The organism is Bifidobacterium intestinale (assembly GCF_023656765.1).
GTDB lineage: Bacteria > Actinomycetota > Actinomycetes > Actinomycetales > Bifidobacteriaceae > Bifidobacterium > Bifidobacterium hominis.
Genome location: NZ_JAMOKR010000002.1, coordinates 129,650 through 156,036, shown reverse-complemented (window position 1 = coordinate 156,036; position 26,387 = coordinate 129,650). Strand labels below are relative to the sequence as shown.

Here is a 26,387-nt window from a genome sequence, read left to right as displayed (position 1 = left end):
CTGCCTTCCTCTGGACCTTCTCAACTCATCACTTCAAGAATAACGGATATGCCCTTGCTTCTACACCCCGAAGCTGGCGATATTGTTACCGTATTTTCGACGCACCGCATCAAGCGCCGCCTCCGCGCCACGCAAACGCGCCGAATGCGTCTGCGCCTGGGCGCTGCCGCCGGAGATTTCAGCACGCTGTTCGACTTCGTTTTCTTCGAGTAGATCATCCAGCGAAGGCTGAATCACAGCTTCTTCAGCAAGTACAAGCCCACTGGCGCTCATTCCCGCCAAACGCACGGGGCGCGTAAGGGAAATGGCATGCGCAGACTCCGGAGCCATGCCCATCATGGAGAGCAGCAGATTGGCACATTGCGGGTAGAGCACGCTTGCCGCATCCGTAGGACAGCCCAGTGTGTGCCCTTTTGTTGCGTAGCTCAAATCCGGAAACCGAAGTTTGACCATGACTTTACGAGCGAGGAAACCCCTCCTGCGCAAAGACGTGGCCACGTCATCGCAACACCAGCGGAGCATGGAGCACACCTGCCGCATGTCTTGCGTATCCGCATCGAAGGTACGTTCCGCACCAATCGATTTTTCCTGCGTGTATGGCACGACGGGCCTATCGTCCAGGCCTCGGGCCGCCTGATACAGGCCGTGTGCGGAAAGAGCAGATCCGGTGGCCTGTTCCAGAGATTCGAGACTCATGCATGCAAGGTCGGCGACCGAGTTGACGCCCCACGCGTTCAGACGCTTTTCCAGAGAAGGTCCGATGCCGGGAATGCCACGCAATGGCATCATCTGCACGAATTGTGCATGCCGCGCCACGGGAATCATCAACATGCCGTTGGGCTTGGCATTGGTGGATGCCATTTTGGCGACCAGCTTGTTCGCCGCGATGCCGACGGAACAGGTGATGTTGTAGCGCAAGGCCACCTGTTCACGTATCCACGCCCCAATGGCACTGGGACTGCCCCACTGCAGCAACGCTCCGGAAACGTCCATATAGCATTCGTCGACCGATACCTGTTCGATGCGGTCGGTAATCCGGCTGAACACTTCCTTGAAAATGCGATGCGACATCGCGCGATAGTAGCGCATGTCGACCGGAAGGAAAATTCCGTTCGGGCATAGCTTTTGAGCCCTGGAACTTGCCATGGCCGAGTTGATGCCGTATTGCCGCGCCTCATAGCTGGCCGCAGACACCACCGAACGATTGCCCACGCCGATGATCACCGGCTTGCCGCGATATTCCGGATGCCTGGCCACCTCCAAAGATGCGTAGAAGGCGTCCATGTCGATATGCAGCACCGTGCATCCAGCCTCGTCATGACCCCAGTCACGTTTGGCTGCTGCGATTCTCGGTGCGGTACTCATGATTCCATGATAGCTGTTTTCATGTTCTGTTGAAACAAATGTTCGAATATCGCAGTTTATCTTATGAAACCGGCGTGTCGACAGTTGCGATTCCATACGGCACACATGCATACATCACGGATTTTTCCTTGATGCTCCAACGTTCTTCCATCTTTTTTTCGAGATATGGTGTTTCGCTCACAGATAGATGGTATAGTTACATGCTGTTGCGCCGTGAAAACGGTAAAACAGTGGAGTCATGCCTGAGTGGCCGATAGGGGCACCCTGCTAAGGTGTTAGTCGTTTTTAGCGGCTCGAGGGTTCGAATCCCTCTGACTCCGCAGGTAAGGGCTTCCAGCGATCACTGGAAGCCCTTTTGCGTATTGGCTTTAGCGCGCCAAGCGTTCAGCGGCGGAAGCGATCGCCCCGTCGCTGGCGGTGGCGGAGAAGCGCAGATATTCCGGCGCACCGTAGAACTCGCCGGGGCTGGCGATGATGCCGATTTTGGCAAGCTGTTCCATATCGGTCCAGCAATCGCCCGACTTGGCTCTCACCCACACATACAACGCACCTTCCGGCATGTCGGTACAGTATCCGTAAGCACGCAACGCGCCCACCAACACGCCGAGACGTTCCCGATAGCGCGCATGCTGAACTTTGACGGATTCCAGATCACGCAATCCGGCAGCCATCGCAGCCTGCACCGGACCGGGAATAATCTGACCAATCTGCTTGCGATATGCACTCATCGACGCAATCAAAGACTCATCTCCGGCAATGAACGCGGTACGATACCCAGCCATATTGCTCTGCTTACTCAACGAATAAAGCACCAGCACGCCCTCTGCGGAGCCCAAACACACATCGTCACGCAGCGCGCACGGCGTCGACGCAAGAGAATCAGCATCACCTTCAGCACCATTCACGGCGTCCCTCCACTGCATCAGCGCATAGCATTCGTCGGAAAGCACCACCGCGCCGATCTCACGCGCAGCTGCGACAATGCCAGCCATCTGCTCAGCCGAATACACCTCGCCCGTCGGATTGCAAGGGGAATTCACCCACACCGCTTTGACTCCAGGCACATTGCGCCACGACGCGACATCAGCCACATCGTCGACCTTAAGCACCTGCGCCCCAGCCAACTGCGTGCCGATCTCATACGTCGGATACGAAACCTTCGGCTGCACCACAACATCATTCTCGCCGAAATGCAACAGCGACGCCATCAACGCAACGCCCTCTTTGGAACCAACGGTAGGCACCACATCAGCATGAATCGCCTGCAAATCAACATTGCGGGTCGCCGAAAACCATTCAGCAATCGCAGCACGCAGATCGGCAGTACCTGCAGTAACCGGATATCCATACGCATTCGGATCATTCGCCGCCACTGCGAGCGCCTTGCGCACCGAATCGGGCACGGGATCGACGGGAGACCCCACGGACAGGTCGATCATGCCTCCGAACGCGGCTTTTGCCGTGCGCTTGTATGCTGCGATACGCGACCAATCGTATGGCGAAGAAAACTCATGAAAGCCCATCGTGAAAACTCCTTAATAACCCTCTATAAACAAAATATGCGGCCTCTTCCAACGGGAAAAGGCCGCGTTCAAATGCCAATCACTGATTTTGCGGCGGCAGAGCAGCTACCTGCTCCGGATCCTTGCCGATCGGGCCGGCTGCGGAAGCGCCGCCCATATCGCCGACTTCAGCGAAGAAGCTGACTGCGGCATCCTTGTACCAGGCCCACTCGTCTGGCAGATCATCTTCATAGAAGATGGCTTCGGTCGGACACACCGGTTCGCATGCGCCGCAATCCACGCATTCGTTCGGATTGATATACAGGGAACGGGAGCCCTCGTAGATGCAATCGACCGGGCATTCGTCCACGCAGGCCTTGTCTTTGACATCGACGCACGGCTGAGCGACAACGTATGGCATGGTTACCTCCTTAACACTTACCGCTCAAGATTACTCTTGATTGCCAACTTCCAGCTCTCCCGTGCCGAGTCGGGCGTGGCGGTAGCCGTAGCCGAAGTAGATGCAGAAGCCGACCGCAAGCCAGACCACGAATCGAATCCAGGTGAGCACGCTCAGGTTGAGCATGAGCCAGATGTTGGCGAGCGCGATGAGGATAGGGACCCATGGATTGCCGGGGATTTTGAAGACTCGCTTCAGATCGGGGCGCTTCTTGCGCATGATCGGAATAGAGATGGAAACAAGGGTGAATGCCGACAGTGTGCCGATGTTCACCATGTCGGCAAGGATGCTGACGTTGCAGCTGGCTGCGATGAATGCCATGAGCACGCCGACGGCAATCTGCAGACGTACTGGAGTGCCGTGCTTGCCTGTGTGACTGAGCGGGCGCGGCAGCAGGCCGTCTCGGCTCATGGCGAACACCACGCGGGTCAGGCCGAGCAGCAGCACCATGACCACGGTGGCCAGACCGATCACAATGCCAAAACTGATGATTTTGGCGGCCCAGTCAGCGCCGACCATTTCGAATGCTGTGGCGAGCGACGGGTCTTTCTGCTTGGCGAGGTCTTTGTAGGAGACCATGCCGGTGGTGACGATGGCGACGAGGGTGTAGAGCACGATGATCAGTCCCATGCCCACGCCGATGCCCAGCGGAACGTTCTTCTTCGGGTTGATGGTTTCCTCGGAGGTGGTGGCGACCACATCGAAGCCGAGGAACGCGAAGAACACGAGGGCCGCGCCGGAAATGATGCCGGTGATGCCGTAGATGCTGGGGGTCATGCCGGTGACCCACTGCCATAATGGCTGTTCCATGGTTGCGGTCAAGCCTGATCCGGTGGTGGCTGCCGGTTCGCTCGGTGGGATGAATGGGGTGAAGTTTTCGGCTTTGACGTAGAAGAAGCCGACGATCACGACGAATAGCACGATGGCGATTTTCAGTATAGTGAGCGCGCCGTCTACGCGTGCGCCGATTTTCGTGCCGCATACCAAGAGTGTCGTGAAGAAGGCCACGACGATGATTGGCGCGAAATCGAAATTAAATGATCCGAAGGTGACGTTGGTATTGATGTTCCATCCGACAAGTCGGAAGAAATCGTTGAGATAAACGCCCCAATATTTGGATACGACGGAGCCTGCCATCAGCATTTCAAGGATCAGATCCCAGCCGATCACCCATGCGACGATCTCACCGACGGTGGTGTATGTGAAGGTGTAGGCAGATCCCGCAACCGGAATCATGGACGCGAATTCGGCGTAGCACATTACGGCCGCACCGCATACCACGCCGGCGATGAGGAAGCTGATGATCACGGCTGGGCCCGCATGGAAGGCTGCCGCCTGGGCGCCGATGGAGAAGATGCCCGCGCCGACGGCCACTGCCACGCCCATAATGGCCAGATCCCACCAGGTCAGGTCTCGTTTCAGGGAGCGCCCCGACTCCCCCGTTTCCGCCAATGTCTGTTCGACGGATTTCTTACGTAATACGTTCATCATGTTTCCCTTCTCCCTTCGTTCTTACGTTTACTTGAGGCTCATGCCGATGACGACCGGTTCCGGAACGAGACGGATGCCGTACGTCTGTTCGACACCATCCTGCACGGTTTTGGCAAGTTTCACGATGTCGGCTGCCGAAGCTCCTCCTCGGTTGGTCAATGCCAGCGTATGCATGGTGGACAGCCCCGCAGTAGCGTTTTCGCTGGTTTTGTAGCCTTTATGGAAGCCTGCATGATCGATAAGCCATGCTGCGGATGTTTTGACTCCTGGTGTGCCATCCGGCAGGGTCGCACTGAATCGAGGCGCGTCTTCGGGAAGTCTGGCCGCCTGCTCTTCGCTCAGAATTGGATTCATGAAGAAGCTGCCGCAGCTATGGCGATTGTAGTCGGGTTCGTCATTGCCTGCCTGTGTGCGTTGCGCATTATGGGCAATGGCGACCAGTTCGCTTTTTTTGGTGCCGCGCATGGCCTCGGTCAGGTAACGGTGGGAATCCTCAAGCATGCCCTTGGAGGCACGTACTTTCAATACCGCGTGACGAATATCCGTTGTCGACATGCGTTCGCCCACTTCCACGCCCAATGCCTTGGCAAGCTGCCCGTATCCTACCACGCCGGTTGCGCTGTGATGCAGCGCGAAGGTTACGGACAGCACCACGTAGCGCGGTGTCGGGAAGAAGTCGGCCGCAGGCGTTGCCGGAGCGCTGTACATGCTGGCTTTGAGCGCACTCATACGGTACCCGAAATGCAGTTCCTGATTGGTGAGCTCTTTGATCTGCTTGTCTTTGCGGTCCCAGACTTCCACGCTTTCGACGCTGGATGCGACCTCCTGGCCGTATGCGCCGATATTCTGCACCACCGACGCGCCGACGGTGCCTGGAATTCCGGAAAGTCCTTCCACGCCTTCCAAGCCAAGTCCGACGCAGTAGTCAACGAAATCATCCCAATTGCAGCCGGCTTCGGCGTTGACATGCACGATTTTTTCGTCGTTTTCGGCAGGCGCTGCCTCATCAAGCACACTTACGGCGCGTCGCGCATCACGCACCACGACGCCATTGAACGGCGTGTCGGCCACGAGCATGTTGGATCCGCCTCCGATCACGCACAACGGCAAGCCTTTGACGTCGGCATCCTCGACGGCTTCGATAACGCCGACACGCGAGGTCGGTTCGATAAAGGATGCAATTGGTCCGCCTACGGCGATAGTGGTGAGATCTGCGAAATTGGTCATGGTGATTAGCTTAGCGTGCGGGGAAGGCAGTTGGAAAAGTGCTAAGAGAGTTTCGGAAAAACAAAAAACCCGACCAATTGGTCGGGTTGAAAGCTTTGAACTCGTTCAGCGGGTCTCGCGATGCACGGTCTGCTTGCCGCAGCGGGAGCAGAACTTCTTCAGCTCAAGACGATCCGGCGTGTTACGGCGGTTCTTCGTCGTGATGTAGTTACGCTCCTTGCACTCGGTGCATGCCAGCGTGATGCCCGGACGAATGTCGGCGCTCTTGCTTGCCATCTAAGTTCACCTCTTGTGGTTCGTTGCTATGCCGACGTTCCGTCGACCTTTGTAGCGAGAAAGAGACTCGAACTCTTGACCTTACGATTATGAGTCGTACGCTCTAGCCAGCTGAGCTATCCCGCCATGAGAGCCTCGAGTGAGAATCGGACTCACGACCTCTTCCTTACCAAGGAAGTGCTCTACCACTGAGCTATCGAGGCGTGGCGGATAGTGGATTCGAACCACTGAAGCACGAGGCGACTGATTTACAGTCAGTTCCCTTTGACCGCTTGGGAAATCCGCCGTGCTGCCTGTTTGGTTGAACCCGAACCGGCAACCCGTTTAGTATGCCACAGACCATGCGATTAACGCAAATACGGCGTGTCGCGGAAACCAGAAATGCTCGCAATCGTTGGAATTCCAACGTTTCATAGCTATCAGCCGCATATGTGCGCAAATCAGGACAAACCCTCACGAAAAAACTTTCCGGAAGGAAAAATCATGAGTTTTTCTTCCGGCCCTCCTCCCTGGACCGACTAAACAGCGATGTCGGGAACAGCGCACGCAGCGTCAAACGCAACCTTCGAGGCATGCGATGCGCAGAATCATCGTCGATATCGCAATCGCCATTGCGCAGACAATCGCACACCTTGCACACCTGGACGGCCGACACGCATCCCATTGCAGAAACTTCGAGTGCTTGAAGGTAAAAAGACCCCGTCACCGCAACGATTGTTCACCAATCGTCCGCTGACGGGGTCTTCAAACAGCTACGCGCTACGCTCAGCCGAGAATGGCCAGAATATCGCGGGAGGAAACGATCAGGTAATCCTCACCCTGATAGTGCACCTCGGTGCCGCCATACTTGGAGTACAGCACCTTATCGCCGACCTTGACGTCGACCGGAATGCGCTCGCCGGCATCGTTACGACGGCCCGGGCCAACAGCCAGGACTTCACCCTGCTGCGGCTTCTCCTTGGCATTGTCCGGAATGAACAGACCGGATGCGGTCTGGGTTTCGGCTTCCGCCTGCTTGACGATGATCTTGTCTTCCAACGGTGTGAGTGAGATCGACACTGTGGACCTCCTCTTTCTAAGAGAAATCGTTACTTACCGCGCCGGGACCCGCTTGCAAGAGGCTGACGATCACTTACGGCGTCGTCCTTTCGCGCTGAAACATATCCTAGCGCGATTATTAGCACTCTGCCAACTCGAGTGCTAACGCCGAGAGCTAAATCTACGAAAAGAGCCTGAAACCATACGGTTTCAGGCTGATGTTCTTTACGCTTGTTTGCACGTTTCGTGCGTTTCGCGCGTTCGCTTCCCTCCGTCACGCCCCACGACGGGCCATGATGGACGCCAAACCCACGCCCAAGGAATCGGAGGTGACGCTGGGAGCCTCAACGTCGGCGCTGACCTCGGAGTCGTGGAATCCCACGGCATCCACGTCCTGCAGATGAACGCCGGCCTCCACGCGGGCGGCCGCCTCGTCGGCATCCATGCTGCTCATCGCGTCGGAAGGCACAATCAACGGCTCGACATTGTCGGAAACCGCACTCTCAGCCGGAGGCACAGCCTTGGCCACCTGACGGGTGGATTTGATCTCCATGCTTTCCGGAGCGGCTGGCGCGATATCATTGCCATTACGCGGCGCGCCCAGCGAAAACGAAATCAGATCCTGCGACGCACCGGCCACGGCGGACGAATCCGTATCGTATGCATCCGCGCCCTCGGCTTTGGCGATTTCATCACGCTCATCGTGGATGGACAGACCGTTCTTCTTATCCGACACGACCTGCGCATCCACAACGTTCGGTTCCGCAGCGGATTTCGCTTCGGATTCCTCCTTGCGCTTGCTTACGGCGGCATCACGGTCGGCCTTGCCACGATCGATCGCCTGACGAATCTCACCTTCCGGCATGACATCGGTCGGCACTTGAGATTCGGCAATCCTACGAATTTCAGCAAGCTCCTGCGCCTGCAAACGAGCACGTTCCGCCTGCTCCTCCTGGGCACGCTTGCGCTCCGCCATAGCCCGCTTCCTCATCTTGGAACGATACTTGGCGACCTTGTGCTCCCACGCTGCGGCCTGCTTGGCGGCCCTCACCCCCAAAGCGAGCACTCCGGCAAGCAACGCGGCGGGAATCAAAGCGAACGACGGACTGAAATGCAACACAAACGCGCACACCAACACGGCGATTGTGATCACCAGCATCGAGACAACAATAATCCGCCTTCTGCGGATCGCGGCACGACGAAGGGCACGGACATGCGCAATCCTTTCGTCGGTCAGCTTGCCCTCATGCGTCTCGTTGGACTGCATTATTGCCCCTTTCGCCTTTGCGGCGGTCTCATCGGAGAATCGCGTTCCACTGTCGGCATCCACCAGATGCAGCGACGGCGAAAAGCGGTCCTCTCGGTGCTCGATTACCCGCTTCATGCCTTTGACCGTCCGTTTGGGCAGCCAGAAAGCCATGAGAATAATCACAATCGCAAGCACCACAACCGTGCTTAACGATTCATAACCCATAACTCACAAGAATAGGAGACATTCCGACATTCTCCGGGGCACACGCCCCCGCGTGTCTCGAACATGTTCGTCGAAAGTGCGTGTCGAACCTCTCCAACGACTCACTCGCCCATCAACCGTGCGGTGAAACCGTTTGGTGCGCACTCCGGCAGCAGCGCATACGATTCATGATCACGCCATTGCCCGTTGACGAACATGTACGATTTGCGCACACCCTCATAACATGCTCCCACCTTGAGCGCGACCTTGCGGGAACGCTCGTTTTCGGGAAGCAGGTCGATTTCCATACGATGCAATTGCGGTCCGGAGGGGTCGAACATCGCCCAATCAGCCAACAACGCGACGGCCATAGGAGCATATCCACGACCTGCGCAACGCTCGTCGATCCAGTAGCCGACCACGCCAGTACGCATGGCGCCATAGCAGATCGCTCCCAACGAAATCTGGCCGACGATACGCCCATGATGCTCGATGGCGAACACCACTCCGGTACCGTTTCGCTCGTTGCGCCGCATCGCGCGCACCCACTCATTGAACGACATCGACGCGCCATGCAACGGGTCTCCGGATTCCCACGGCTTCAGCCAGTCGTCATTACGCCAACGGACGTCGTTCCATTCATCGCAGTCGTCGAAGGTCAGCGGCCGCAGAATTATGGGAACGTGAAGCCCATGCGATTGGATGAAACGCGGAACATCGATGGTATTGGATTCCGAACGCATCATGCCGCGCAAAGATTGCAAAATCGTCACGCCTTCATTCTGCCATGCGCATAACATTTTCGTTTTCGCGCAACCATCCCGTGGTAGAACATGCGATATGACCCCGAATATGCAAACCGATGTCGCAGGCGACGGCACGCGTGACGAAGCCTTAGCACAACGCGAGCTGAAAAGGCAATGGCGCAAGACCGCAATCGCAAGAAGAAAACGGACGAACCCTGAGGAACGGCTGGAAGCCGGCAGAAAACTGGCCGAACAGGCACGGCAGGCGAATCTCATCCATTCATTCACCACGGTGGCCGCATTCGCATCCATGGGCAGCGAAATGTCGATGACACCGATGCTGCAGACGCTTTTCGATTCGAACTGCCGCATACTCGTTCCACGGCTTGGAAAAGGCACGGATATTGGTTGGAGCGAGCTTGACAGCATCCACGATCTGCACGATCAGACCAACAGCGACGGCTCCATCAACACGCATCGTCCGCAGGAACCCAGCAACAGCGCATGTGGGCCCGAAGCGTTGAAAGACGCTGGACTGATCATCGTTCCCGCTTTTGCCGTCGATCATGAGGGATTCCGTTTGGGGCGCGGCGGAGGATGGTACGACCGGGCGCTTGAATACCGTGCAATCGGAGCGCGCGTGGTGGCGGTCTGCTGGCCTTGGGAGCCGACCGACGAGCCAGTGCCGCATGAGGCGCACGACATTCCCGTCAACGGAGTACTTACGCCGAATGGATTCACGGAGGTTCGCCAATAAACCATTCGTGAATAAGACGTTCATGCGGCCGTCTCAGGGAGCGTACTAGGATATGTCCCGTTAAGAAATTTGAGAATCTGGTTGAAGCGAGGATACTTTGCCTACTTATCATTACCGTTGCAAGAACTGCAACTACGATTTCACCGAGCAGCAGTCGTTCACCGACGATCCGATCACCATCTGCCCCGAATGTGGCGAGGAACAGGTCCATAAGGTGTATTCCGCGCCGCCAATCGAATTCAAGGGATCTGGTTTCTACCGCACCGATAAATCCAAGTGAGCTCAATCACATAATTCAAACAAGCTCAACCCCTTGGAAAACAAGGCGACATGCCGAAGCCTGTGGATAACTCACATCCTCCGACCACAACCCTTGATCCGGCTTGCGCAACAACTATTCGTAAGGTCATCATGCATGCATGGTGACCTTTTTCCATGATTTGTTGCAACGTCTGCAGGGCACGGATGGCAGGCGAACGACCGACGGCACGCGGACTGCGCCCTATCGGCGACGAAGGAACGCGCGATTGCACCGGCTGCTCGCCGCGGTCTGTGCCGGACTTGCCATGTTCGCAGCCCTGCAGTGCGTGCGATTGACGATTTCCACGCAACCGGTTGTCATCGCCGCGCAGACCATTGCGAAAGGCAGCGTGATTACCGCGGATTCGCTCGCATTGCGCGATCTTCCGTATGACGAGGCCTTACGTAACGTTTTCCAGGATTGCGACGATGCCGTCGGGCTAATCGCCCAAGTGGACGTTGCGGAAGGCGGCATCGTCACGTCGACCATGGCGCGTGCCTCTCCCGTTGTTCCCGAAGGATACACGGCGATCGAAGTGCGATTGGCGAGTTCCGCCGACAATCTGTCGCTTGGCGATATCGTGACGCTTTCCAGCGCCACGATATTCGGCGAGGCGACACCGGAAACATCACCGGATACGGATGCCGTGACATTGCGCGAACTATGCTCGGGCGCGATCCTGACCGCAAAACCCTCGCGCGATGCGGACGGCAACACCCTTGCGGTGTTTGCCATGCCTCCTCATGAAGCGGCGACCGTTCTGCAGGCCCAAGAATACAGCGCGATTATCGCCATCGTCAGTTCGTGATGACAGCGAGGCGAATCCCAGGCGAATGTCAGTGTCCCCGCTCGGAGAACACGCCCCAATGCGGCGGCAATTCGCCCAGAATACGCTTGTCGTCGTCCGCATTGCGCTGACGTTCGGTGAGCACATCGGACGGTTCGAGCTTAACGCCGTCCGCATCGAACAGCTCCGTGCCCTGGCGGACCACACGCTTGTGCTTGCGTGCCGTTCGGCGAGTGGCGCAATAGCCGGACACCACGCGAACGGCAGACTGGTCGGTTTCCTGGGAAGACTCCTGCGGAGAATGCTCGTCGACGCTCATCTGGACGATCATCTGACCTCCTGATACAGGTCGCTCAAGCGTGCCACGATGCGGTCCACTTCCTTGTCTGGATTCACGAACGCGCCGACGCTCCACACGGTCATAACGGACCAGCCAAGCGATTCGATGTTCTGCAAAAGCACGCGGTGACGTTCCCTGGTGGACTGCAATCCCATGAATTGCGCGTCGTCGGTGAGCACCGCCAACGCGAACGGCTTGTCGTTCAGACCGACCACTAGCGGCAGCTTGGATCCATTGTCGAAACCATAATCGACGGCCACATTCAGTCCACGGGCTCGAATGCGATCGGCAAGATCGTTGAGAAGCACGTTCGAGCCGGTCATCTTGACGGCGGGACGCACCACGCTGTCATCAAGCTGCTCCGCCCAACGAAGCACGGTCTTCAGCATCTTCGGACCGGCCTGGTGCAGACGTTCGTCGTCCATGTCGGACGACGAGAACGCGGACACGATGTCAAGATGGCGGTCCGGCACGGCCAATGCGTCCAACAACATGCCTCGCCCGCCTTCGGATTCCAACGCTCCGAACTGCTGCAGCAGTCGCCCATGGGAGGTTTTCGCATAGCACATCGCAAGAATCGCGTCAGTGGCATGCGCACCGGCCACGTCGGAAATGTCCACGATGCGCACATGGCGAAGGAACATGCCCATGGCCTTGTTCTTGTTGGCGATGGCCTTGAGCTCTGCCCCCAGTCGGGTGCGGAACGTATGCGTAAGCGTCACCACTGTAAGCATGTATGATGCGGGCACAATGGTAAAACCGGCGGCACGCTTGGTGATCAGCCTGATCACCTCGTCGATCTCCTGCTGGCTGCTTTCCACCAACCCCGAAGTGATGACCGGCACACCGTTGGCGTCAGCCACGAAATGGTAGGCGATCTCGCCTTGTGCGCCTTCTTTTGCCACGTCGAAAGGTACGGAACCGTAGCCTTCCGATTCCAGGAACGCATTGAGTTTCGGAGCGCGTCGAACAGGACGATTGGCGATTTTCACGCTCGGCAGCAGCGCAATAAGACGCTTCAGACCATCGGATGTGACCGTTTCACGATGTGCGATCACCACCACCTGCTTGGCACGGCTAATGATGCTCAGCAATTCGATGGACTGGATATGCGAGGCCGCATCGATGATGACGACGTCAGCCAACGGCGCCGGATCGGTAATCGCCGCTAGCGTGGCGGGCGTCGCAACAAGAATCGGTTTCGCCGCTGCGAGAATCTGCGGATGCTCCTTGTGCAGGCGATTCAACGAAACATTACGGGAGCCGGCAAGCATGGTATGCAGCAGATTGGCTTCCTGCGTACGCGAGAACAGCATGTCGCATAGGCGACGCATGGATTCCTGCGCCACCATCGGCCCGACCGAACGCACGTGCTCCACGTCGACTTGGGCAAAGCGTTCCGCAGCGCTCTGCAATGCCGAACCATCTTGGTTGGAGATGATGGCGGAGGATTTCACAATATCCTCGAACGCCGTGGTCCACCATGCCAACTGCAGTTCTCCTGCAACGGCATCGTTGGGAATACCACGATTGTTCAGATCCTCAACCAGCTCGTCAAGACCGACCGAGTGGAAGTCACGTTCCAAGCGAGCGCGCTCCGGCAGATTGTCGAGCGCCTGCTTGTCGTCATACAGGGCCTTCAAACGCTCTTCGACCTGGTTGAAATCAACGGTTTCGAGATTGCCTCCCTGCGGGGTTGTGGCAAGCACCGCATTCAACGCGGTCATGTCACGATTGAGATTCTCTTGCGTTTCGATGATATCGTCCAGCTTGGCGGGCAGTACTGGCCAACCGCCATGAGGCACGAACATATGCCACTGATCGGCCTGCTTGGATACCACAAGCAACGCCTCGTGCAGGTTCTCCACCTGTGCGCCGACGCGCAGCATGCCCTTGGCTTCCTTGATGTGGCGGCGACGCTCCCAGAATCCCATGGAACTGCCTTCGGCCTTGCGTTCGGCCTTCGGCTTGGTCGCCTCGATCATGGATGCGATGTCACGTTCGAAGATTTCCGGCTGAAATACGTCAAGCACTCGTCGCAGGTTCTTCAGCACCATGACCTGACGGCCCCACTCCTGCGCGGTCGTTGGAATCGGGAATCCGCAGGTCTGCACCGTGCTGGCCACCTGCTCACGGGTGGCGGGCAGCACCTTGCGCAACAGTTCGACCACACGCTGGTATGCGCTCACCGCTTCCTCTTCGGAATACAGCGAAGCCTTGTACCATGCGGTATCGTTCTCCGTGATGGTGTATTCTCCAAGTTCACCCGCACGCTGCAGTTTCGCAGCCCAATCCTCGATCTTGTCTGCAATGGAATGCGCGGTCTGCTTGCTCAAACGCACGTGCGTGGTCGGATGGGTGGGTAGCGCCGCGATCTGCGCGAGATTCTGAATCGTCTGGTAGGCGGATACGCCCCACTCCGGGCTCACGCCGTGAAGATCACCCAGATAACGGGTCAAACGGGAGCGCACACCAACCAATTCATCGGCAATCTGATCAAAACGGGACGAAGCAACACCCGATTGGAAGCCGACCGCGGCAATCAACTGACGATCAATCGCCGCATTGGCACCATCATCGGCGATATCCAACAACTGTCCGCTCATCTCATTCGCGGCAACGGACTGCACAAATCGACGTTTCTGATCGGTCACGCACGGCACATAAAGCACGGAACGTCCGTTCATCACGCAACGGGACGCGATCGCGGCAGCCTGCTCGGCGGTATTGTTGGCAATCGGGCTATCCACAAACAGCGAATGGCCCGCGGACGCAAGCTGCGAAGCGTATCGGACGGTATTGTCGATATCGCCGACCTCATACTCGCCATGCGGATCGGCATCGAACGGACTGTATTCCGGAATCTCAGCCCCCTCCAATGCTTCCGCGGCGGCCCTGTCTCCAGCCAAAGCGTCCAAAGCGGTATTGCCGGTCGGGCCTTGAGCCAACTGATCGATGATCTTCTGGCTTTCCACCAGCATCTGCGACGCCGGATCCATAAAGCACCCGAGAATAATGTGCCGTTCAATCTCGAAATCGGGGAACGCGTTGGCCGCACGATCCGTAATGGCCGCGAACACCGCGGACGTCTCTGGCGTGCCGCTCTCATAGTTCGAACCGTCAAACAGCTTGGCCTCATCCAATACGACGTTGTTCTCACGCAGCACGGCCGCGAAAGCCGCGTTCAGACGCACACGCCCTGTGAATGCGATCACCGTGCCGTTTTCGATATTGCGGCCCTCTTTGCGCACTTCGACCGGGTACATGAGCACCGGCATCTGATTGCCCTTCCAGATGGCCACGCCGACTACCAAAGACAATTCACCCACGCCGCTGACGCGGCTTTTCGCCTCACGGTCGTCAAGCACACGTTCCACGCGACGACCAGCGGCGCGCAACATGCCGTTGTCACGGAACAAGGAATTGAGCTGAACATGCCCGCTGGCGAACAGCTGTGCGATGCCGGACGGGTGCGCGTGCGTCATATCAAGCTGGGCGCTCAGCTGCGTCACATCCTCAAGCGGCGACGGCGATAGGCCAAGACGGTACTTCTCACGCCACCCACGAATACGATCCAGCTCAGTGACGTTCTCATTGCTTTCGCTCATGTGTTGGCTCACTTCCCTACCGCTTTACGGTATTCCGCATACCCCGGATTATGTGACAGGGCCGCGTCGATGTCTGTATTACCCAATGCGCCCAGCCATGCATACAGATCGTCATACAGCGACGGGTTCATGGCAAGGAATGGCAGCAGTTCCGGATGACGCGCCATCTCGAACTGCACGGTGAAATCGTCGGTGCGCTTGGCATCGTCCGAAGTCATCCCGTCAACTTCGATGGTCTGCTCCTGCTTGGCGAGCTCGCCCTTGGAAACACGGTCGAACACTGATCCGGGTTCGAAAGTGGGCTTGAACACGCTGGTTTCGTCCGGCGACGGTTCATCCGCAACCTGCGATTGTGCAGCATGTGGTCTGAAACGCTCATCATCGGCCTGCTGCGGCGCTGTTTCCTCCTGGCTTGGAGTTTCGTTTGTCTGTTGCGCAACCGTGGCAGCCTGTTCCACTATTTCGTCGTTGGACTGCTCGTGCGATGTCTCCGTCTGTTGTTCCGGCATATGTTCCGGCATATTGTTTTCTTCAGCCGGCAACGCCACGATAATCGGCTTGCTTGGACGCGCGCTGAACAGCTTGCTCACGGGAATCGTGTCATGCTCGGTTTCGTTGCCTGTTGCGGTTCGAGTCGGCAATGCGGTTTCCTGCACGAATTCCGGCTGATTCGCTTCATTTTCGTTTTCCGCAGCGTTCTTCTTGGCGGCCTCTTCCGCGGCATGCTGTTCCGCCACGGCATCCGCGAACAGGTCGCGCGGAGTATTGTCTGCGACCACGTTATGCTGCACCAGCGAAACGGATGGCAGATCTCCATAATCTGGCTCGTTGGAACGTACGGGAGCAAAAGACTGATGCTCGGCACGTTGCATGAAATTGACGCGATTGGCAACATTACGCGCGTTGAACAATGCGGTCGGCTCGCCGGCACGCAGGTTGAGAATATCATCGACTGACATATCCGCCGCATCAGGCTCCTGCGGCACCTCGTCGGACACCGCGTAGGAGAACAGGTTGGAGACCGGAGCGGACGCATTGTTTTCGGTTTCGGGAACGGCGTGCTCGCTGCCGTGCTCGAAGGTGACGCGCACGTCGCCGAACTGCAGCGTCATCGGCGCGAACGGCAGTCTGAAATCTTCATCCGCCGGCAGACGCATCAATTGACCATTATCGGCCACCACGAACGAACCATTGGTCGACTTGAGATCGCGCACGGAAGCATTGCCCTGCGCATCGACTGAAAAAATGGCATGCCGTTTCGACATGGATTTGTTTGCATCCATAATGTCGAGGCGCGCGAATCCATCATCCACCAGAGGGCGTAACGGCTTGCGGCCGATTTCCACGCTTTCGCCGCTGCCCAGCTTCTTGAGTTCGGTTCCATCAACCTTGACGGTCCACTGCTGCGCCGTTCGTTGATCTTCGCTCACCGTTGTCGGCCTTCCTTTCACACACAACACTCTTTGCCATTGTGTCATGCCTTGCCACGTATTTCGGGATTATGACGCGATTAATTGACAACTTTCGCCTATTTCCCCCATTGTATGGCACGATATGGAAGCGTTCACGCTCAAATCGGGTTTTATTGGATTGTCAGCGAAAGAAAATCCCGTGAATATGCGGAAACCCCGCCGCCTTGTGGCGAACGGGGTTTCTACTCAAAATCGTGATATGCGGCTTCAAGCCGCGCGAATCACTTGAGCTCGACGGTAGCGCCGGCTTCTTCGAGCTGGGACTTAGCCTTCTCAGCGTCTTCCTTCTTGGCCTTCTCCAGGACAGCCTTCGGAGCGCCGTCGACCAGAGCCTTGGCCTCAGCCAGACCCAGGGAGGTGATAGCGCGGACGGCCTTGATGACCTGGATCTTCTTGTCGCCAACGGCGGAGAGGATGACGTCGAACTCGTCCTTCTCTTCCTCAGCCGGAGCAGCAGCGCCCGGAGCGGCAACGGCGACAGCAGCCGGAGCGGCAGCCTCGACGTCGAACTTCTCTTCGAAAGCCTTGACGAACTCGGAGAGCTCAACCAGGGTCATCTCACCGAAAGCTTCGAGCAGCTCATCGTTGGTGTACTTAGCCATAATGGCTTCCTTTCATTCTTGGCGACGGTTTGATTGAAGAGGTGACCGCCACCTAAAACAATTATTTTTTTCTTTTATGGTCACTATCATCCACGCGGCTAACCGCAATGAAATCAGGCGGCCTTTTCCTGCTTCTCGCGGAGCGCATCGATCGTACGCACAGCCTTGGTCGGCAGAGCGTTGAACAGGTACGCGGCCTTGGACATCGTAGCCTTGATGTCGCCGGCGAACTCGGCGAGCAGCTGCGGGCGAGACTTGAGGTCTGCCAGCTTCTTGGCGCCTTCAGCATCGTAGACGGTGCCATCAGCAAAGCCGCCCTTGATGATCAGTGCCTTATTGGTCTTGGCGAAGTCACGCAGGGTCTTCGCAGCTTCGATGAAGTCACCCTTCACGAAGGTTACAGCGGTCGGGCCGGCGAGGATCTCATCGAGACCTTCGATGCCAGCTTCCTTGGCTGCGATGCGGACCAGCGTGTTCTTAGCCACAGTGTAGGAAGTATCGCGGCCTAGCTTTTCGCGCAGTTCAGAGATCTGCGGAACGGTAAGCCCGCGGTACTCGGTCAGGTAGATAGCGTCAGCTTCACGGAACTTATCCGTAAGCTGGGCGACCACCGCTTCCTTTTCGGGCCTCTTCATGGCGTTCCTTCCTTAGTCAACCATTGACTGTGAAGCAGGAACGTTTCGCCGGGCAATAAAAAAGCCCTGCACGCAGGCAGAGCAACATTCGACCGCTAAGCGGAAAGCCCTTGGTGGGCGTATGTTCTTCAACCTGCGTTGGCTTGGCGAACCAAACTTCGTGAGCGCTTATGCGCCCCAACCAACGGTCTGTGGTTTACAGACGAATAACCTACGGCCATGCTTGGACTTACGATCATTCGGGCGTGTCGCACTTCACGAATCCTCATGACTTACTCAGGTGTTACGGTTAGGCCTTGTTTGGAATCCCACGATTCCATGAGGCGAGTCGCAATTCTCGCCGGAACGCGCCGCGCACCAGCCGGAACGTTCCTACCAACCCAAGAGATAGAGATAGAGAAAATGGAAAAATTCTTCCATCTGAAGGAGAACGGCACCACCGTGTCCACTGAGGTCATGGCCGGTCTGACCACGTTCTTCGCAATGTCATATATCATCATCGTCAACCCGCAGATCCTGTCGCAGACCGGTATGCCGTGGGGTGGCGTGTTCCTCGCAACCATCATCGCAGCCATTGCGGGCACGCTCGTCATGGGCCTGTTCGCCAACGTTCCGTACGCTCAGGCCGCCGGCATGGGCCTCAACGCGTTCTTCACCTACACCGTTTGCTTCGGTCTCGGCTTCACCTGGCAGCAGACCCTGTGCATGGTGTTCCTGTGCGGCCTGATCAACATTCTGATCACCGTCACCAAGATTCGTAAGATCATCATCCAGGCCATTCCGGAAGTGCTGCAGAACGCCATCGGCGGCGGCATCGGCCTGTTCGTGGCCTATGTCGGCTTCCTGAACGTCGGCTTCTTCACCTTCACCACCAAGGCCGACGCCAAGAACGGCGACACCGTGCAGGCGACCCCGGGCCTTGCTGTCATGAACAATCCGACCATCTGGCTGTTCATCATCGGCTTGTTCCTCGCCATCATTCTCACCGTGCTCAAGGTGCGCGGCGGCATGCTGATCGCCATCGCGGTCACCGCCATCGTCGGCATTCCGATGGGTCAGACCACCATGGCCAACTCCATCTCCATCGGCGACACCTTCGCCCAGCTGCCGCAGACTTTTGGTGCGATCTTCAGCGCCGAGGGCTTCCCCGCTCTGTTCTCCGACGTGTCGAAGCTGCCGATCATTCTGCTGACGATCTTCGCATTCTCCATGTCTGACACCTTCGACACCATCGGCACGTTCATCGGCACCGGCCGCCGCACCGGCATCTTCTCCGCGGAAGACGAGGAAGCCCTCGAAAATGGTTCCGGCTTCTCCTCCAAGATGGACAAGGCGCTGTTCGCCGATTCGATCGCAACTTCCATCGGCGCCATCTGCGGCACCTCCAATACCACCACGTATGTGGAATCCTCCGCAGGTATCGCAGCCGGCGGCCGCACCGGCCTGACCTCCGTGATCGTGGCCATCTGCTTCGCCCTGTCGGCCTTCCTCTCCCCGGTCATCTCCGCCATTCCATCCGCCGCAACCGCAGGCGTGCTCGTGGTGGTGGGTTGCATGATGGCATCCTCGCTGAAGGAAATCGACTGGAGCGATATCTCCGAGGCCGTCCCGGCGTTCTTCGCCTCCGTGTTCATGGCGTTCAGCTACTCCATCTCCTACGGCATCGCCGGCGGCTTCATCACCTACTGCCTGATCAAGACCTGCAAGGGCAAGGCCAAGGAAGTGCATCCGGTGATCTGGATCGTGTCGCTGCTGTTCATTCTGGACTTCGTCATCACCGCGATCCTGTAGTTTCGAACGCCAGCTCAAATCGGTATTTAAACAACTGATTTGAAAATACGATAGGGGCGATTCCGCTTTCACTGCGGAGTCGCCCCTATTGTTGTATCGCTTGTTTTCGTACTGCTTTTTAGTGAACCGGCTTATGCGATGGCTTTCGAGAAGGCGTCAACCAGACCTTCCATCCAGGCCGTCAAGGAATCGTATTGTTCCGGCATTTGCTCGGTCAGATTAACCATTGGCACGTTTGCGGATTTCGCGGCATTCGTGATTTTGCCCGTCAACTCGCTTTCCTCCTGAGTATTGACGACCAAAAGCTTGATTTCACCCGCCTTCAGCGCATCGGTGAACTGTTTGATATCCGTTGGTGTCGGCTCGCTTTCGTTCGCGGTGGCTTGCGCGTACCCACTTGGCGTTGCGTCGGCCAGACCCATGTCTTCCGCCAGATAGCTTGCCACGGATTCCGTTGCCGCGTACGCCAATCCATCCGATTTCTGTTTCACTTCGGCGATTTTGCCTTCGACGTTACCTTCCTCCGTCATCCATTGATCGTTCAGCTTGTCGAAATCGCTCTTTTTTGCGGAATCGGCCTTCGCATAGGCGTCGGTGATTGCTTGCGCCATGGCTTTGCGCACGTCGGCGGAGAACCATATATGCGGATTGTCTCCATCCTTCACACCACCGACTTCAGCGGCATTGACGACAGTGGCTTTGGCGGATTGCGCCGCTTTGACCGCCCACGCGTCGTATCCGGCTCCATTGACGATGATGACTTGCGCTTTCTGCAGTTTGGCAATATCCGACGTTGTCGGCTCATAATCATGCGCATCCACATTAGTGGAATTGATGATGCTGGTTACGTTGACGTTGTCTCCGCCCAGGGTTTTCGCCACGGTACCCCACTGATTCACGGAAGCGACCACTTCGATGGTTCCGTTTTTTTCGGATGTTAATTGGCCTCTTCCGCACGCAGCAACCGACGCAAGCATTCCTACAGAAGCAAGTGCGGCAATCGCAATTCTCGCAATACGGTGCATGATAGATCCTCCCTAACGTGATACAACGCCATCATAACCTAAATTGAGAATCATTATCAATAGGGCGTGTCGTGATCAAGCATCACATACAAAAACTCCCGCTCAGGGAACGGCCGCCACGAACGGAATCGAAATGGTTAGCGAAGTAACCGCTTTCGACCGCACATTCGTACGACAATTCCCCGCAAGCGGGAGTAAGAGATGATCTGCCGATCAGCCGCGTGCAATTAAGGAGCTTCGCAAAGCGAAGCACAATCCGCTGGCTCGCTAAAGCTCGCTTGCGTCGGTCCACTGGACCGACGCTACGCTTTGGCAGATCGGCTTTGCCGATCAGCCAAAGCGTCCCGATACGTAACGCTCGGCTTCTTCGTTCTGGGGGTTATTGAACATGGTGGTCGTGTCGGTGAAATACTCGAGGTGACCCGGCTGGCCGACGGCTTTCAGGTTGAAGAAGGCGGTGTAATCGGCAATACGAGCAGCCTGCTGCATGTTGTGCGTCACGATCACGATGGTGTAGTCGTTCTTCAGCTCGTTGATCAGATCCTCGACAGCCAGCGTCGAAATCGGGTCAAGAGCGGAGCACGGCTCGTCCATCAGCAGCACCTGCGGGTGCACGGCCACGGCGCGGGCGATGCACAGACGCTGCTGCTGGCCACCGGAAAGGCCGATGCCCGGATTATCAAGACGATCCTTGACCTCGTTCCACAGGTTGGCGCCACGCAGAGCCCACTCGACCAGATCGTCCGCATCGGACTTCGAAATCTTACGGTTGTTGAGCTTCACGCCGGCGAGCACGTTCTCGCGGATGGACATGGTCGGGAACGGGTTCGCGCGCTGGAACACCATGCCGACATCGCGGCGCACGGCAACCGGGTCGATGTCCTTGTCGTACAGGTTCTTGCCTTCCAGCAGCACCTCGCCTTCGCAGTGGGCGCCCGGAATGATCTCGTGCATACGGTCGAGCGTGCGCAGCACCGTGGACTTGCCACAGCCGGAAGGTCCGATGAAAGCGGTGACCTTGTTGGCTTCGATGTTGATGTTCACATCTTCAACGGCCAGGAAGTCGCCGTAGTAGATGTTCAGATGATTGACATCAATACGTTGTCCCATTTTGGTTCCTTATATGTTGTTTCTGTATGTAAGACTACCGCTCATCGTTCCGACTTGACTGCGAAGATCTTCGCCACGAGTCGACCGATAAGGTTGAGGATAAGCACGATGAGGATCAGCACGAGAGCCGCAGCCCATGCGCGTTCCATCGGGATGGTGGTCACGCAAGAAGCGTCGGCCGAAGCCGGGCAGTTCGCGTTGAGCTTGGAGTACTCCTGGTAGACGTACACCGGAAGGGTGGTCATCTGGCCGGAGAAGAGGTTGACATTCGTGGAAGCGATATAGCCTGCGGTCATCAGCAACGGAGCGGTCTCACCAATCACACGGGCGACGGCGAGAATCGCACCCGAAACAATGCCCGGCAAAGCGGTACGCAACACGATCTTCGTAATCGTGCGCTGCTTGGTAACACCCAAAGCGTACGACGCTTCACGCAAATCGTGAGGTACGATCTTCAGCATTTCCTCGGAAGACTTGACCACGGTCGGCAGCATCAGCAACGACAATGCCACGGAACCTTCGAAACCGTTGATGGTGCCAGGTCCAATCAGAATCACGAACATCGAGAACGCGAACAAACCGGCGACGATGGACGGAATACCGCTCATCACGTCGACCAGCAGTGTGATGACGCGAGCCAACTTGCCACGGTTGGAATATTCAACCAGGTACACGGCGCACATCAGACCGATCGGAATGGAAATGACCATAGCACCGAACGTGATTTCCAACGTACCGATGATGGCGTGCTGAATACCGCCGTAACCACCGGACGGTGTCGGATTGCCGCCGACCACGCCGGTCATGTTATAGCTCAGGAAGTTGAGATTCAGCCTCTTGACACCGTTGATTATGGTGGTGATCAGCACCGAGAACAGCGGAATCAGCGCCACAATGAACGCAAGCGCGATCAGCACGCGCATCGCGAGATCCTTACGCTTACGTGCAGCGGTAAAGGAACGGGTCGGCTTGAACTTGTCGAAATCGATGACGGGGGCACCGTCCATCGGAGAAGCGTTGTCATTCACTGCGGTCATCACACACTCGCTTTCTCGGTAAGCTTACGGGCGATGAAATTCACCACGAAAGTAATGAGGAACAGCACCAGGCCGGTGCCGATCAGCACGGACACGCCGAGATTGTTGGCTTCCGGATACTGCGCGGCGATGTTGGCTGCGATCGTCTGGTTCTGCGAGGCCTGCAGCAGCTTGATGGAGTAGTTGAGGCCCGGAGACAGGATCATGAGCACGGCCATAGTTTCGCCAAGAGCACGGCCCAAGCCCAACATCGAAGCGGACACCACACCAGACTTGCCGAACGGCAGCACCGCGAGCTTGACCATTTCCCAACGAGTGGCACCCAATGCGAGCGCGGCCTCTTCCTGAAGGCGCGGGGTCTGCAGGAAGATATCGCGAGACATGGAGGTGATGATCGGCAGAATCATGACTGCGAGCACCACGGCCACGGTGGCGACGGTACGGGAAGGATTGGCGGCAGGACCTGCGAACAGCGGAATCCAGCCAAGATACTTGGCCACCCAATTCCAGAACGGGTAGATGGCGGGCACCAGCACCAAGCCGCCCCACAGACCGTAGATAACGGACGGGATTGCGGCAAGCAGATCGACCACATAGCTCAAGGCGGTGGCGAGCTTCTTCGGCGCGTAGTGCGAGATGAACAGTGCGATGCCGACCGACACGAAGAAGGAAATCAACAGTGCCAGCGCGGAGATCAGCACGGTGCCGAACAGCAACGGTCCGACGTAGCTCCAGAAGCTGGAGGCCTTGCCGCCGGTGAAGTTGCTGATGGTTTCGCTATTGGCCTGCTGATCGCCGCCGATCAACGGCCATGCGCGGAACAGCAGGAACAGCGCGACGGCGGCGAGCACCACGAGGATCAGGATGCCGCAGGCGTAGGCCACGCCCTTGAACACCTTGTCCGCGTTTTTGCCGCTTACCGGCTGCTGTGCCGTTTTGCTTTGCGAACTCACGGGTTCTCCTTAACTTGCGATTGCTTGAACAGGTCTACGATGACGTTCGATGACTGGCGATGATGACGTTCGATGGTTACGATTTCCGTTTCATCTACAGGTACCGTTTCAGGCCGCACCCGCTTTCATGTTGCGGCTGCGGCCTGAAACAGACGGTCAGTTGCCGTTCACCGAGAGCTTATCGCTTACTGTATCAAAGCTCACTTGGTTTCGATGGCGTCGATGGACTTGAGGACCTTCTGGCGCATGGTGTCGGACAGCGGGGCGGAGCCTGCTGCGGAAGCAGCGGTCTTCTGGCCTTCGTCGCTGACCACGTAGGTGAGCCAGGACTTGACGAACTTGGCGGTGTTGGCATCCTTGTATGCCGGGCAGGCGATGTCGTAGGAGACAAGCACGATCGGGTAGGCGCCGGCCTCGGTGGTGTTGTGGTCGAGCTTGACGACTACACGGTTGTCACCGGTGGCGGATTCGTCGAGCGGGGAGGCGTCCACGACCTTGGCGGCGGCTTCAGCGGAGAACGGCACGTAATCGTTGCCGACCTTCACTGCAACGGTGCCGAGCTCGCCAGCCTGGGAAGCGTCGGCGTAGCCGATGGTGCCGTCAGCCTGCTGCACGGTGGAGATCACGCCGGAGGTGCCCTTGGCGCCCTGACCAACCTCGTTCGGCCAGTTCTCGCCGGGCTCATAGCTCCAAGCGTCGCCAGCGGCATCCTTGACGTAGCTCAGGAAGTTCTTGGTGGTGCCGGACTTGTCGGAGCGGTGCACCACGGTGATGTCGAGATCAGGCAGGTCAACCTTCGGGTTCTGCTGCTTGATGGCGTCATCGTTCCACTTGGTGATCTTGCCGTCGAAGATCTTGGCGATGGTGTCGGCGTCCATGTTCAGGGTCTTGCCCTTGCCGGAGATGCCGTTGAGGTTGAAGACCACTGCGATCGGGGAGATGTAGACCGGGATGTCGAAGGCGTTGCCGGAAGCGCACACGCTCTTGGACTGCTCGACCTCGTCATCGGACAGGGAGGCATCGGAGCCGGCCCATGCGGTGGCGCCGGTCAGGAAGGTGGAAACGCCAGCGCCGGAACCAGACGGGTTGTAAGCGACCTTGGCATCCGGGTTGGTGCCCTGGAAGCCGGCGATCCAAGCTTCCACAGCAGCCTGCTGGGAGGAAGCTCCAGCGCCGGAGAAGTTGCCGGACACGGTCTCGGTGGTCTTGGTGTTGGTACTGGCTGAAGAATCAGTGGTGGAAGCAGTGTTGTCGCCGCAAGCCGCGACGGAAGCCAGCATCACAATGCCGGACACAGCTGCAATGGAGCGTACGAGAATGGAATTACGCATTATTCTTTTTCCCTCTGTCAACCTTCTGATGGCGCATGTTTCTGATATTTCATGTTCTGTTGTCGCCATCGTTCTTCATGACAATGTCAAGCCTATTGGTGGTTTGGGGCCTGCATAACCAAAATCGGTGAACGGAAGATGAACACTCTACGACACTTCGGACGTTTTCGTCATTTCCATTCACCGATCTTCGGCGACTACCGTGATACCACGGTCTTACATTCAGTTATTAATCGATAATCAATACTTCGGCAATTTGCGATGATTACTGGAATCGCAGCATTTTATAATATATATTTTCAGCCATCGCGATATTTTCGCTTTATTCCGCAGGAACGTCGATTTTGTAGCCCAAACCACGCACGGTGGTCAGATATTTCGGATGCGCCGGATCCTCCTCGATTTTGGAGCGGACACGCTTGACGTGCACATCCAACGTCTTGGTATCGCCAACGTAATCGGACCCCCAAATGCGGTCGATCAGCTGGTGGCGGGTCATCACACGTCCCTTGTTCTGCATGAGATATTCGAGAAGCTCGAATTCCTTCAGCGGGAAGAACACGTTCTCTCCGCGCACCATCACCTCATGCTGGCCGATCTTCATGGAAATGTCGCCGCAGATCAACGGAATATCGCCATCGGAGGTTTCCGTCGCGTCGGCCACCATCTGGTTACGTCTCAGCACCGCACGCACCCGCGCCAGCAGCTCGCGGAATGAGTACGGCTTGGTGATGTAGTCGTCCGCACCGATTTCCAAACCGACCACCTTGTCGATTTCCGCGCTTTTCGCGGTGAGCATGATGATCGGCACACGGCTTTGTTCACGAATTCTGCGGCATAGCGCGGTGCCGTCGAGCCCGGGCAGCATCAGATCGAGCAGCACCAGATCGATGCCGCCTTTGGTGAAAAGTTCCAGTCCTTCCTCACCGGTGGCCGCGGCGGACACGTCGTACCCTTCGCGGGTGAGCTGGTAAACCAGCGGCTCTCGATACGATTCCTCGTCCTCGACGATCAGAATGCGCGTCATCAATGCTTCTCCTCTGTGTGCTCTTGTTGATTGGAACGTTGACTGATTTGGTT

The 26,387-nt window shown here is 57.3% G+C and carries 24 protein-coding genes and 4 tRNA genes; 5 read left to right on the top strand and 23 right to left on the bottom strand.

From position 1 onward, the window contains the following. Nucleotides 1-60: 60 nt before the first annotated feature. A complete protein-coding gene (dinB, locus tag NBH13_RS03440; RefSeq protein ID WP_144165124.1) occupies nucleotides 61-1,365 on the bottom strand; it encodes a DNA polymerase IV in 1,305 nt (434 codons plus the stop codon). 232 nt (nucleotides 1,366-1,597) lie between these two features. Between dinB and NBH13_RS03435 the strand changes: the two genes are divergently transcribed. Beyond that, nucleotides 1,598-1,685: transfer RNA gene (locus NBH13_RS03435), tRNA-Ser, on the top strand. A gap of 48 nt (nucleotides 1,686-1,733) precedes the next feature. Here NBH13_RS03435 and dapC read toward each other — a convergent pair. From dapC to NBH13_RS03380, 11 genes are all read right to left on the bottom strand, one after another. Continuing rightward, nucleotides 1,734-2,888, bottom strand: a complete 1,155-nt coding sequence (gene dapC / locus NBH13_RS03430) for a succinyldiaminopimelate transaminase (RefSeq protein ID WP_250778975.1) — start codon at nucleotides 2,886-2,888, stop codon at nucleotides 1,734-1,736. A 79-nt stretch (nucleotides 2,889-2,967) separates the two neighbouring features. Beyond that, nucleotides 2,968-3,288 carry a ferredoxin gene (gene fdxA, locus NBH13_RS03425; protein ID WP_003836048.1) on the bottom strand — a complete coding sequence of 107 codons (321 nt, stop codon included), beginning with the start codon at nucleotides 3,286-3,288 and terminating at the stop codon, nucleotides 2,968-2,970. A 30-nt stretch (nucleotides 3,289-3,318) separates the two neighbouring features. After that, nucleotides 3,319-4,815, bottom strand: a complete 1,497-nt coding sequence (locus NBH13_RS03420) for an APC family permease (RefSeq protein ID WP_250779138.1) — start codon at nucleotides 4,813-4,815, stop codon at nucleotides 3,319-3,321. A gap of 30 nt (nucleotides 4,816-4,845) precedes the next feature. Continuing rightward, the gene (locus NBH13_RS03415; protein ID WP_144165128.1) at nucleotides 4,846-6,045 is read right to left on the bottom strand and encodes an FAD-binding protein; all 1,200 of its coding nucleotides are present in this window, start codon (nucleotides 6,043-6,045) and stop codon (nucleotides 4,846-4,848) included. Nucleotides 6,046-6,150: 105 nt separating this feature from the next. Beyond that, nucleotides 6,151-6,321 carry a 50S ribosomal protein L33 gene (rpmG, locus tag NBH13_RS03410; RefSeq protein ID WP_003807891.1) on the bottom strand — a complete coding sequence of 57 codons (171 nt, stop codon included), beginning with the start codon at nucleotides 6,319-6,321 and terminating at the stop codon, nucleotides 6,151-6,153. Nucleotides 6,322-6,373: 52 nt separating this feature from the next. Further along, a tRNA-Met gene (locus tag NBH13_RS03405) sits at nucleotides 6,374-6,447 on the bottom strand. Between the two features lie 5 nt (nucleotides 6,448-6,452). Continuing rightward, a tRNA-Thr gene (locus NBH13_RS03400) sits at nucleotides 6,453-6,524 on the bottom strand. A gap of 1 nt (nucleotide 6,525) precedes the next feature. Further along, a tRNA-Tyr gene (locus tag NBH13_RS03395) sits at nucleotides 6,526-6,607 on the bottom strand. Between the two features lie 479 nt (nucleotides 6,608-7,086). Further along, the gene (gene groES, locus NBH13_RS03390) at nucleotides 7,087-7,380 is read right to left on the bottom strand and encodes a co-chaperone GroES (protein WP_099570978.1); all 294 of its coding nucleotides are present in this window, start codon (nucleotides 7,378-7,380) and stop codon (nucleotides 7,087-7,089) included. Between the two features lie 253 nt (nucleotides 7,381-7,633). Further along, the gene (locus NBH13_RS03385; protein ID WP_099570979.1) at nucleotides 7,634-8,833 is read right to left on the bottom strand and encodes a hypothetical protein; all 1,200 of its coding nucleotides are present in this window, start codon (nucleotides 8,831-8,833) and stop codon (nucleotides 7,634-7,636) included. Nucleotides 8,834-8,934: 101 nt separating this feature from the next. Next, complete coding sequence (locus NBH13_RS03380; protein WP_099571171.1) at nucleotides 8,935-9,558, bottom strand: GNAT family N-acetyltransferase; 624 nt, start codon at nucleotides 9,556-9,558, stop codon at nucleotides 8,935-8,937. A gap of 94 nt (nucleotides 9,559-9,652) precedes the next feature. On the opposite strand from NBH13_RS03380, the gene NBH13_RS03375 reads away from it, so the two are divergent. The 3 genes from NBH13_RS03375 to NBH13_RS03365 all read left to right on the top strand — a co-directional run bounded on the left by NBH13_RS03375 (nucleotide 9,653) and on the right by NBH13_RS03365 (nucleotide 11,424). Next, nucleotides 9,653-10,315, top strand: coding sequence for a 5-formyltetrahydrofolate cyclo-ligase (locus NBH13_RS03375; protein WP_180753662.1), 663 nt, complete (start codon nucleotides 9,653-9,655; stop codon nucleotides 10,313-10,315). A 97-nt stretch (nucleotides 10,316-10,412) separates the two neighbouring features. After that, a complete protein-coding gene (locus tag NBH13_RS03370; protein WP_099570980.1) occupies nucleotides 10,413-10,595 on the top strand; it encodes an FmdB family zinc ribbon protein in 183 nt (60 codons plus the stop codon). A 139-nt stretch (nucleotides 10,596-10,734) separates the two neighbouring features. Beyond that, complete coding sequence (locus NBH13_RS03365; protein WP_099570981.1) at nucleotides 10,735-11,424, top strand: SAF domain-containing protein; 690 nt, start codon at nucleotides 10,735-10,737, stop codon at nucleotides 11,422-11,424. 28 nt (nucleotides 11,425-11,452) lie between these two features. On the opposite strand, the gene NBH13_RS03360 is transcribed toward NBH13_RS03365, so the two are convergent. The 5 genes from NBH13_RS03360 to rplJ all read right to left on the bottom strand — a co-directional run bounded on the left by NBH13_RS03360 (nucleotide 11,453) and on the right by rplJ (nucleotide 18,060). After that, on the bottom strand, nucleotides 11,453-11,656 hold the full coding sequence (locus NBH13_RS03360; RefSeq protein WP_180753364.1) for a hypothetical protein: 204 nt from the start codon (nucleotides 11,654-11,656) through the stop codon (nucleotides 11,453-11,455). A 74-nt stretch (nucleotides 11,657-11,730) separates the two neighbouring features. Beyond that, the gene (locus NBH13_RS03355; RefSeq protein ID WP_099570982.1) at nucleotides 11,731-15,351 is read right to left on the bottom strand and encodes a helicase; all 3,621 of its coding nucleotides are present in this window, start codon (nucleotides 15,349-15,351) and stop codon (nucleotides 11,731-11,733) included. 8 nt (nucleotides 15,352-15,359) lie between these two features. After that, entirely contained in the window at nucleotides 15,360-16,781 is a 1,422-nt protein-coding gene (locus NBH13_RS03350; protein WP_442861939.1) for an FHA domain-containing protein, read from the bottom strand. Nucleotides 16,782-17,044: 263 nt separating this feature from the next. Beyond that, the gene (gene rplL, locus NBH13_RS03345) at nucleotides 17,045-17,425 is read right to left on the bottom strand and encodes a 50S ribosomal protein L7/L12 (RefSeq protein ID WP_003836061.1); all 381 of its coding nucleotides are present in this window, start codon (nucleotides 17,423-17,425) and stop codon (nucleotides 17,045-17,047) included. 113 nt (nucleotides 17,426-17,538) lie between these two features. Continuing rightward, entirely contained in the window at nucleotides 17,539-18,060 is a 522-nt protein-coding gene (gene rplJ / locus NBH13_RS03340) for a 50S ribosomal protein L10 (protein ID WP_099570983.1), read from the bottom strand. A 402-nt stretch (nucleotides 18,061-18,462) separates the two neighbouring features. Here rplJ and NBH13_RS03335 point away from each other — a divergent pair, with 402 nt between their 5' ends. Continuing rightward, complete coding sequence (locus tag NBH13_RS03335; protein ID WP_099570984.1) at nucleotides 18,463-19,851, top strand: NCS2 family permease; 1,389 nt, start codon at nucleotides 18,463-18,465, stop codon at nucleotides 19,849-19,851. A gap of 131 nt (nucleotides 19,852-19,982) precedes the next feature. Here NBH13_RS03335 and NBH13_RS03330 read toward each other — a convergent pair whose 3' ends face one another. The 6 genes from NBH13_RS03330 to NBH13_RS03305 form a co-directional block, all read right to left on the bottom strand. After that, on the bottom strand, nucleotides 19,983-20,876 hold the full coding sequence (locus tag NBH13_RS03330) for a metal ABC transporter solute-binding protein, Zn/Mn family (RefSeq protein WP_250778973.1): 894 nt from the start codon (nucleotides 20,874-20,876) through the stop codon (nucleotides 19,983-19,985). Between the two features lie 330 nt (nucleotides 20,877-21,206). Beyond that, nucleotides 21,207-21,986, bottom strand: a complete 780-nt coding sequence (gene pstB, locus NBH13_RS03325) for a phosphate ABC transporter ATP-binding protein PstB (RefSeq protein ID WP_003836065.1) — start codon at nucleotides 21,984-21,986, stop codon at nucleotides 21,207-21,209. A 41-nt stretch (nucleotides 21,987-22,027) separates the two neighbouring features. Next, nucleotides 22,028-23,023, bottom strand: a complete 996-nt coding sequence (gene pstA, locus NBH13_RS03320) for a phosphate ABC transporter permease PstA (protein ID WP_186290995.1) — start codon at nucleotides 23,021-23,023, stop codon at nucleotides 22,028-22,030. After that, a complete protein-coding gene (gene pstC, locus NBH13_RS03315) occupies nucleotides 23,023-23,976 on the bottom strand; it encodes a phosphate ABC transporter permease subunit PstC (RefSeq protein WP_144165138.1) in 954 nt (317 codons plus the stop codon). Before pstC ends, pstA begins: the two co-directional genes overlap by 1 nt. A 200-nt stretch (nucleotides 23,977-24,176) precedes the next feature. Continuing rightward, a complete protein-coding gene (gene pstS / locus NBH13_RS03310; protein WP_099570987.1) occupies nucleotides 24,177-25,307 on the bottom strand; it encodes a phosphate ABC transporter substrate-binding protein PstS in 1,131 nt (376 codons plus the stop codon). Between the two features lie 322 nt (nucleotides 25,308-25,629). Then, nucleotides 25,630-26,334 (bottom strand): response regulator transcription factor, encoded by a 705-nt coding sequence (locus tag NBH13_RS03305; protein ID WP_099570988.1) that lies wholly within the window; start codon nucleotides 26,332-26,334, stop codon nucleotides 25,630-25,632. Nucleotides 26,335-26,387: the final 53 nt, after the last annotated feature.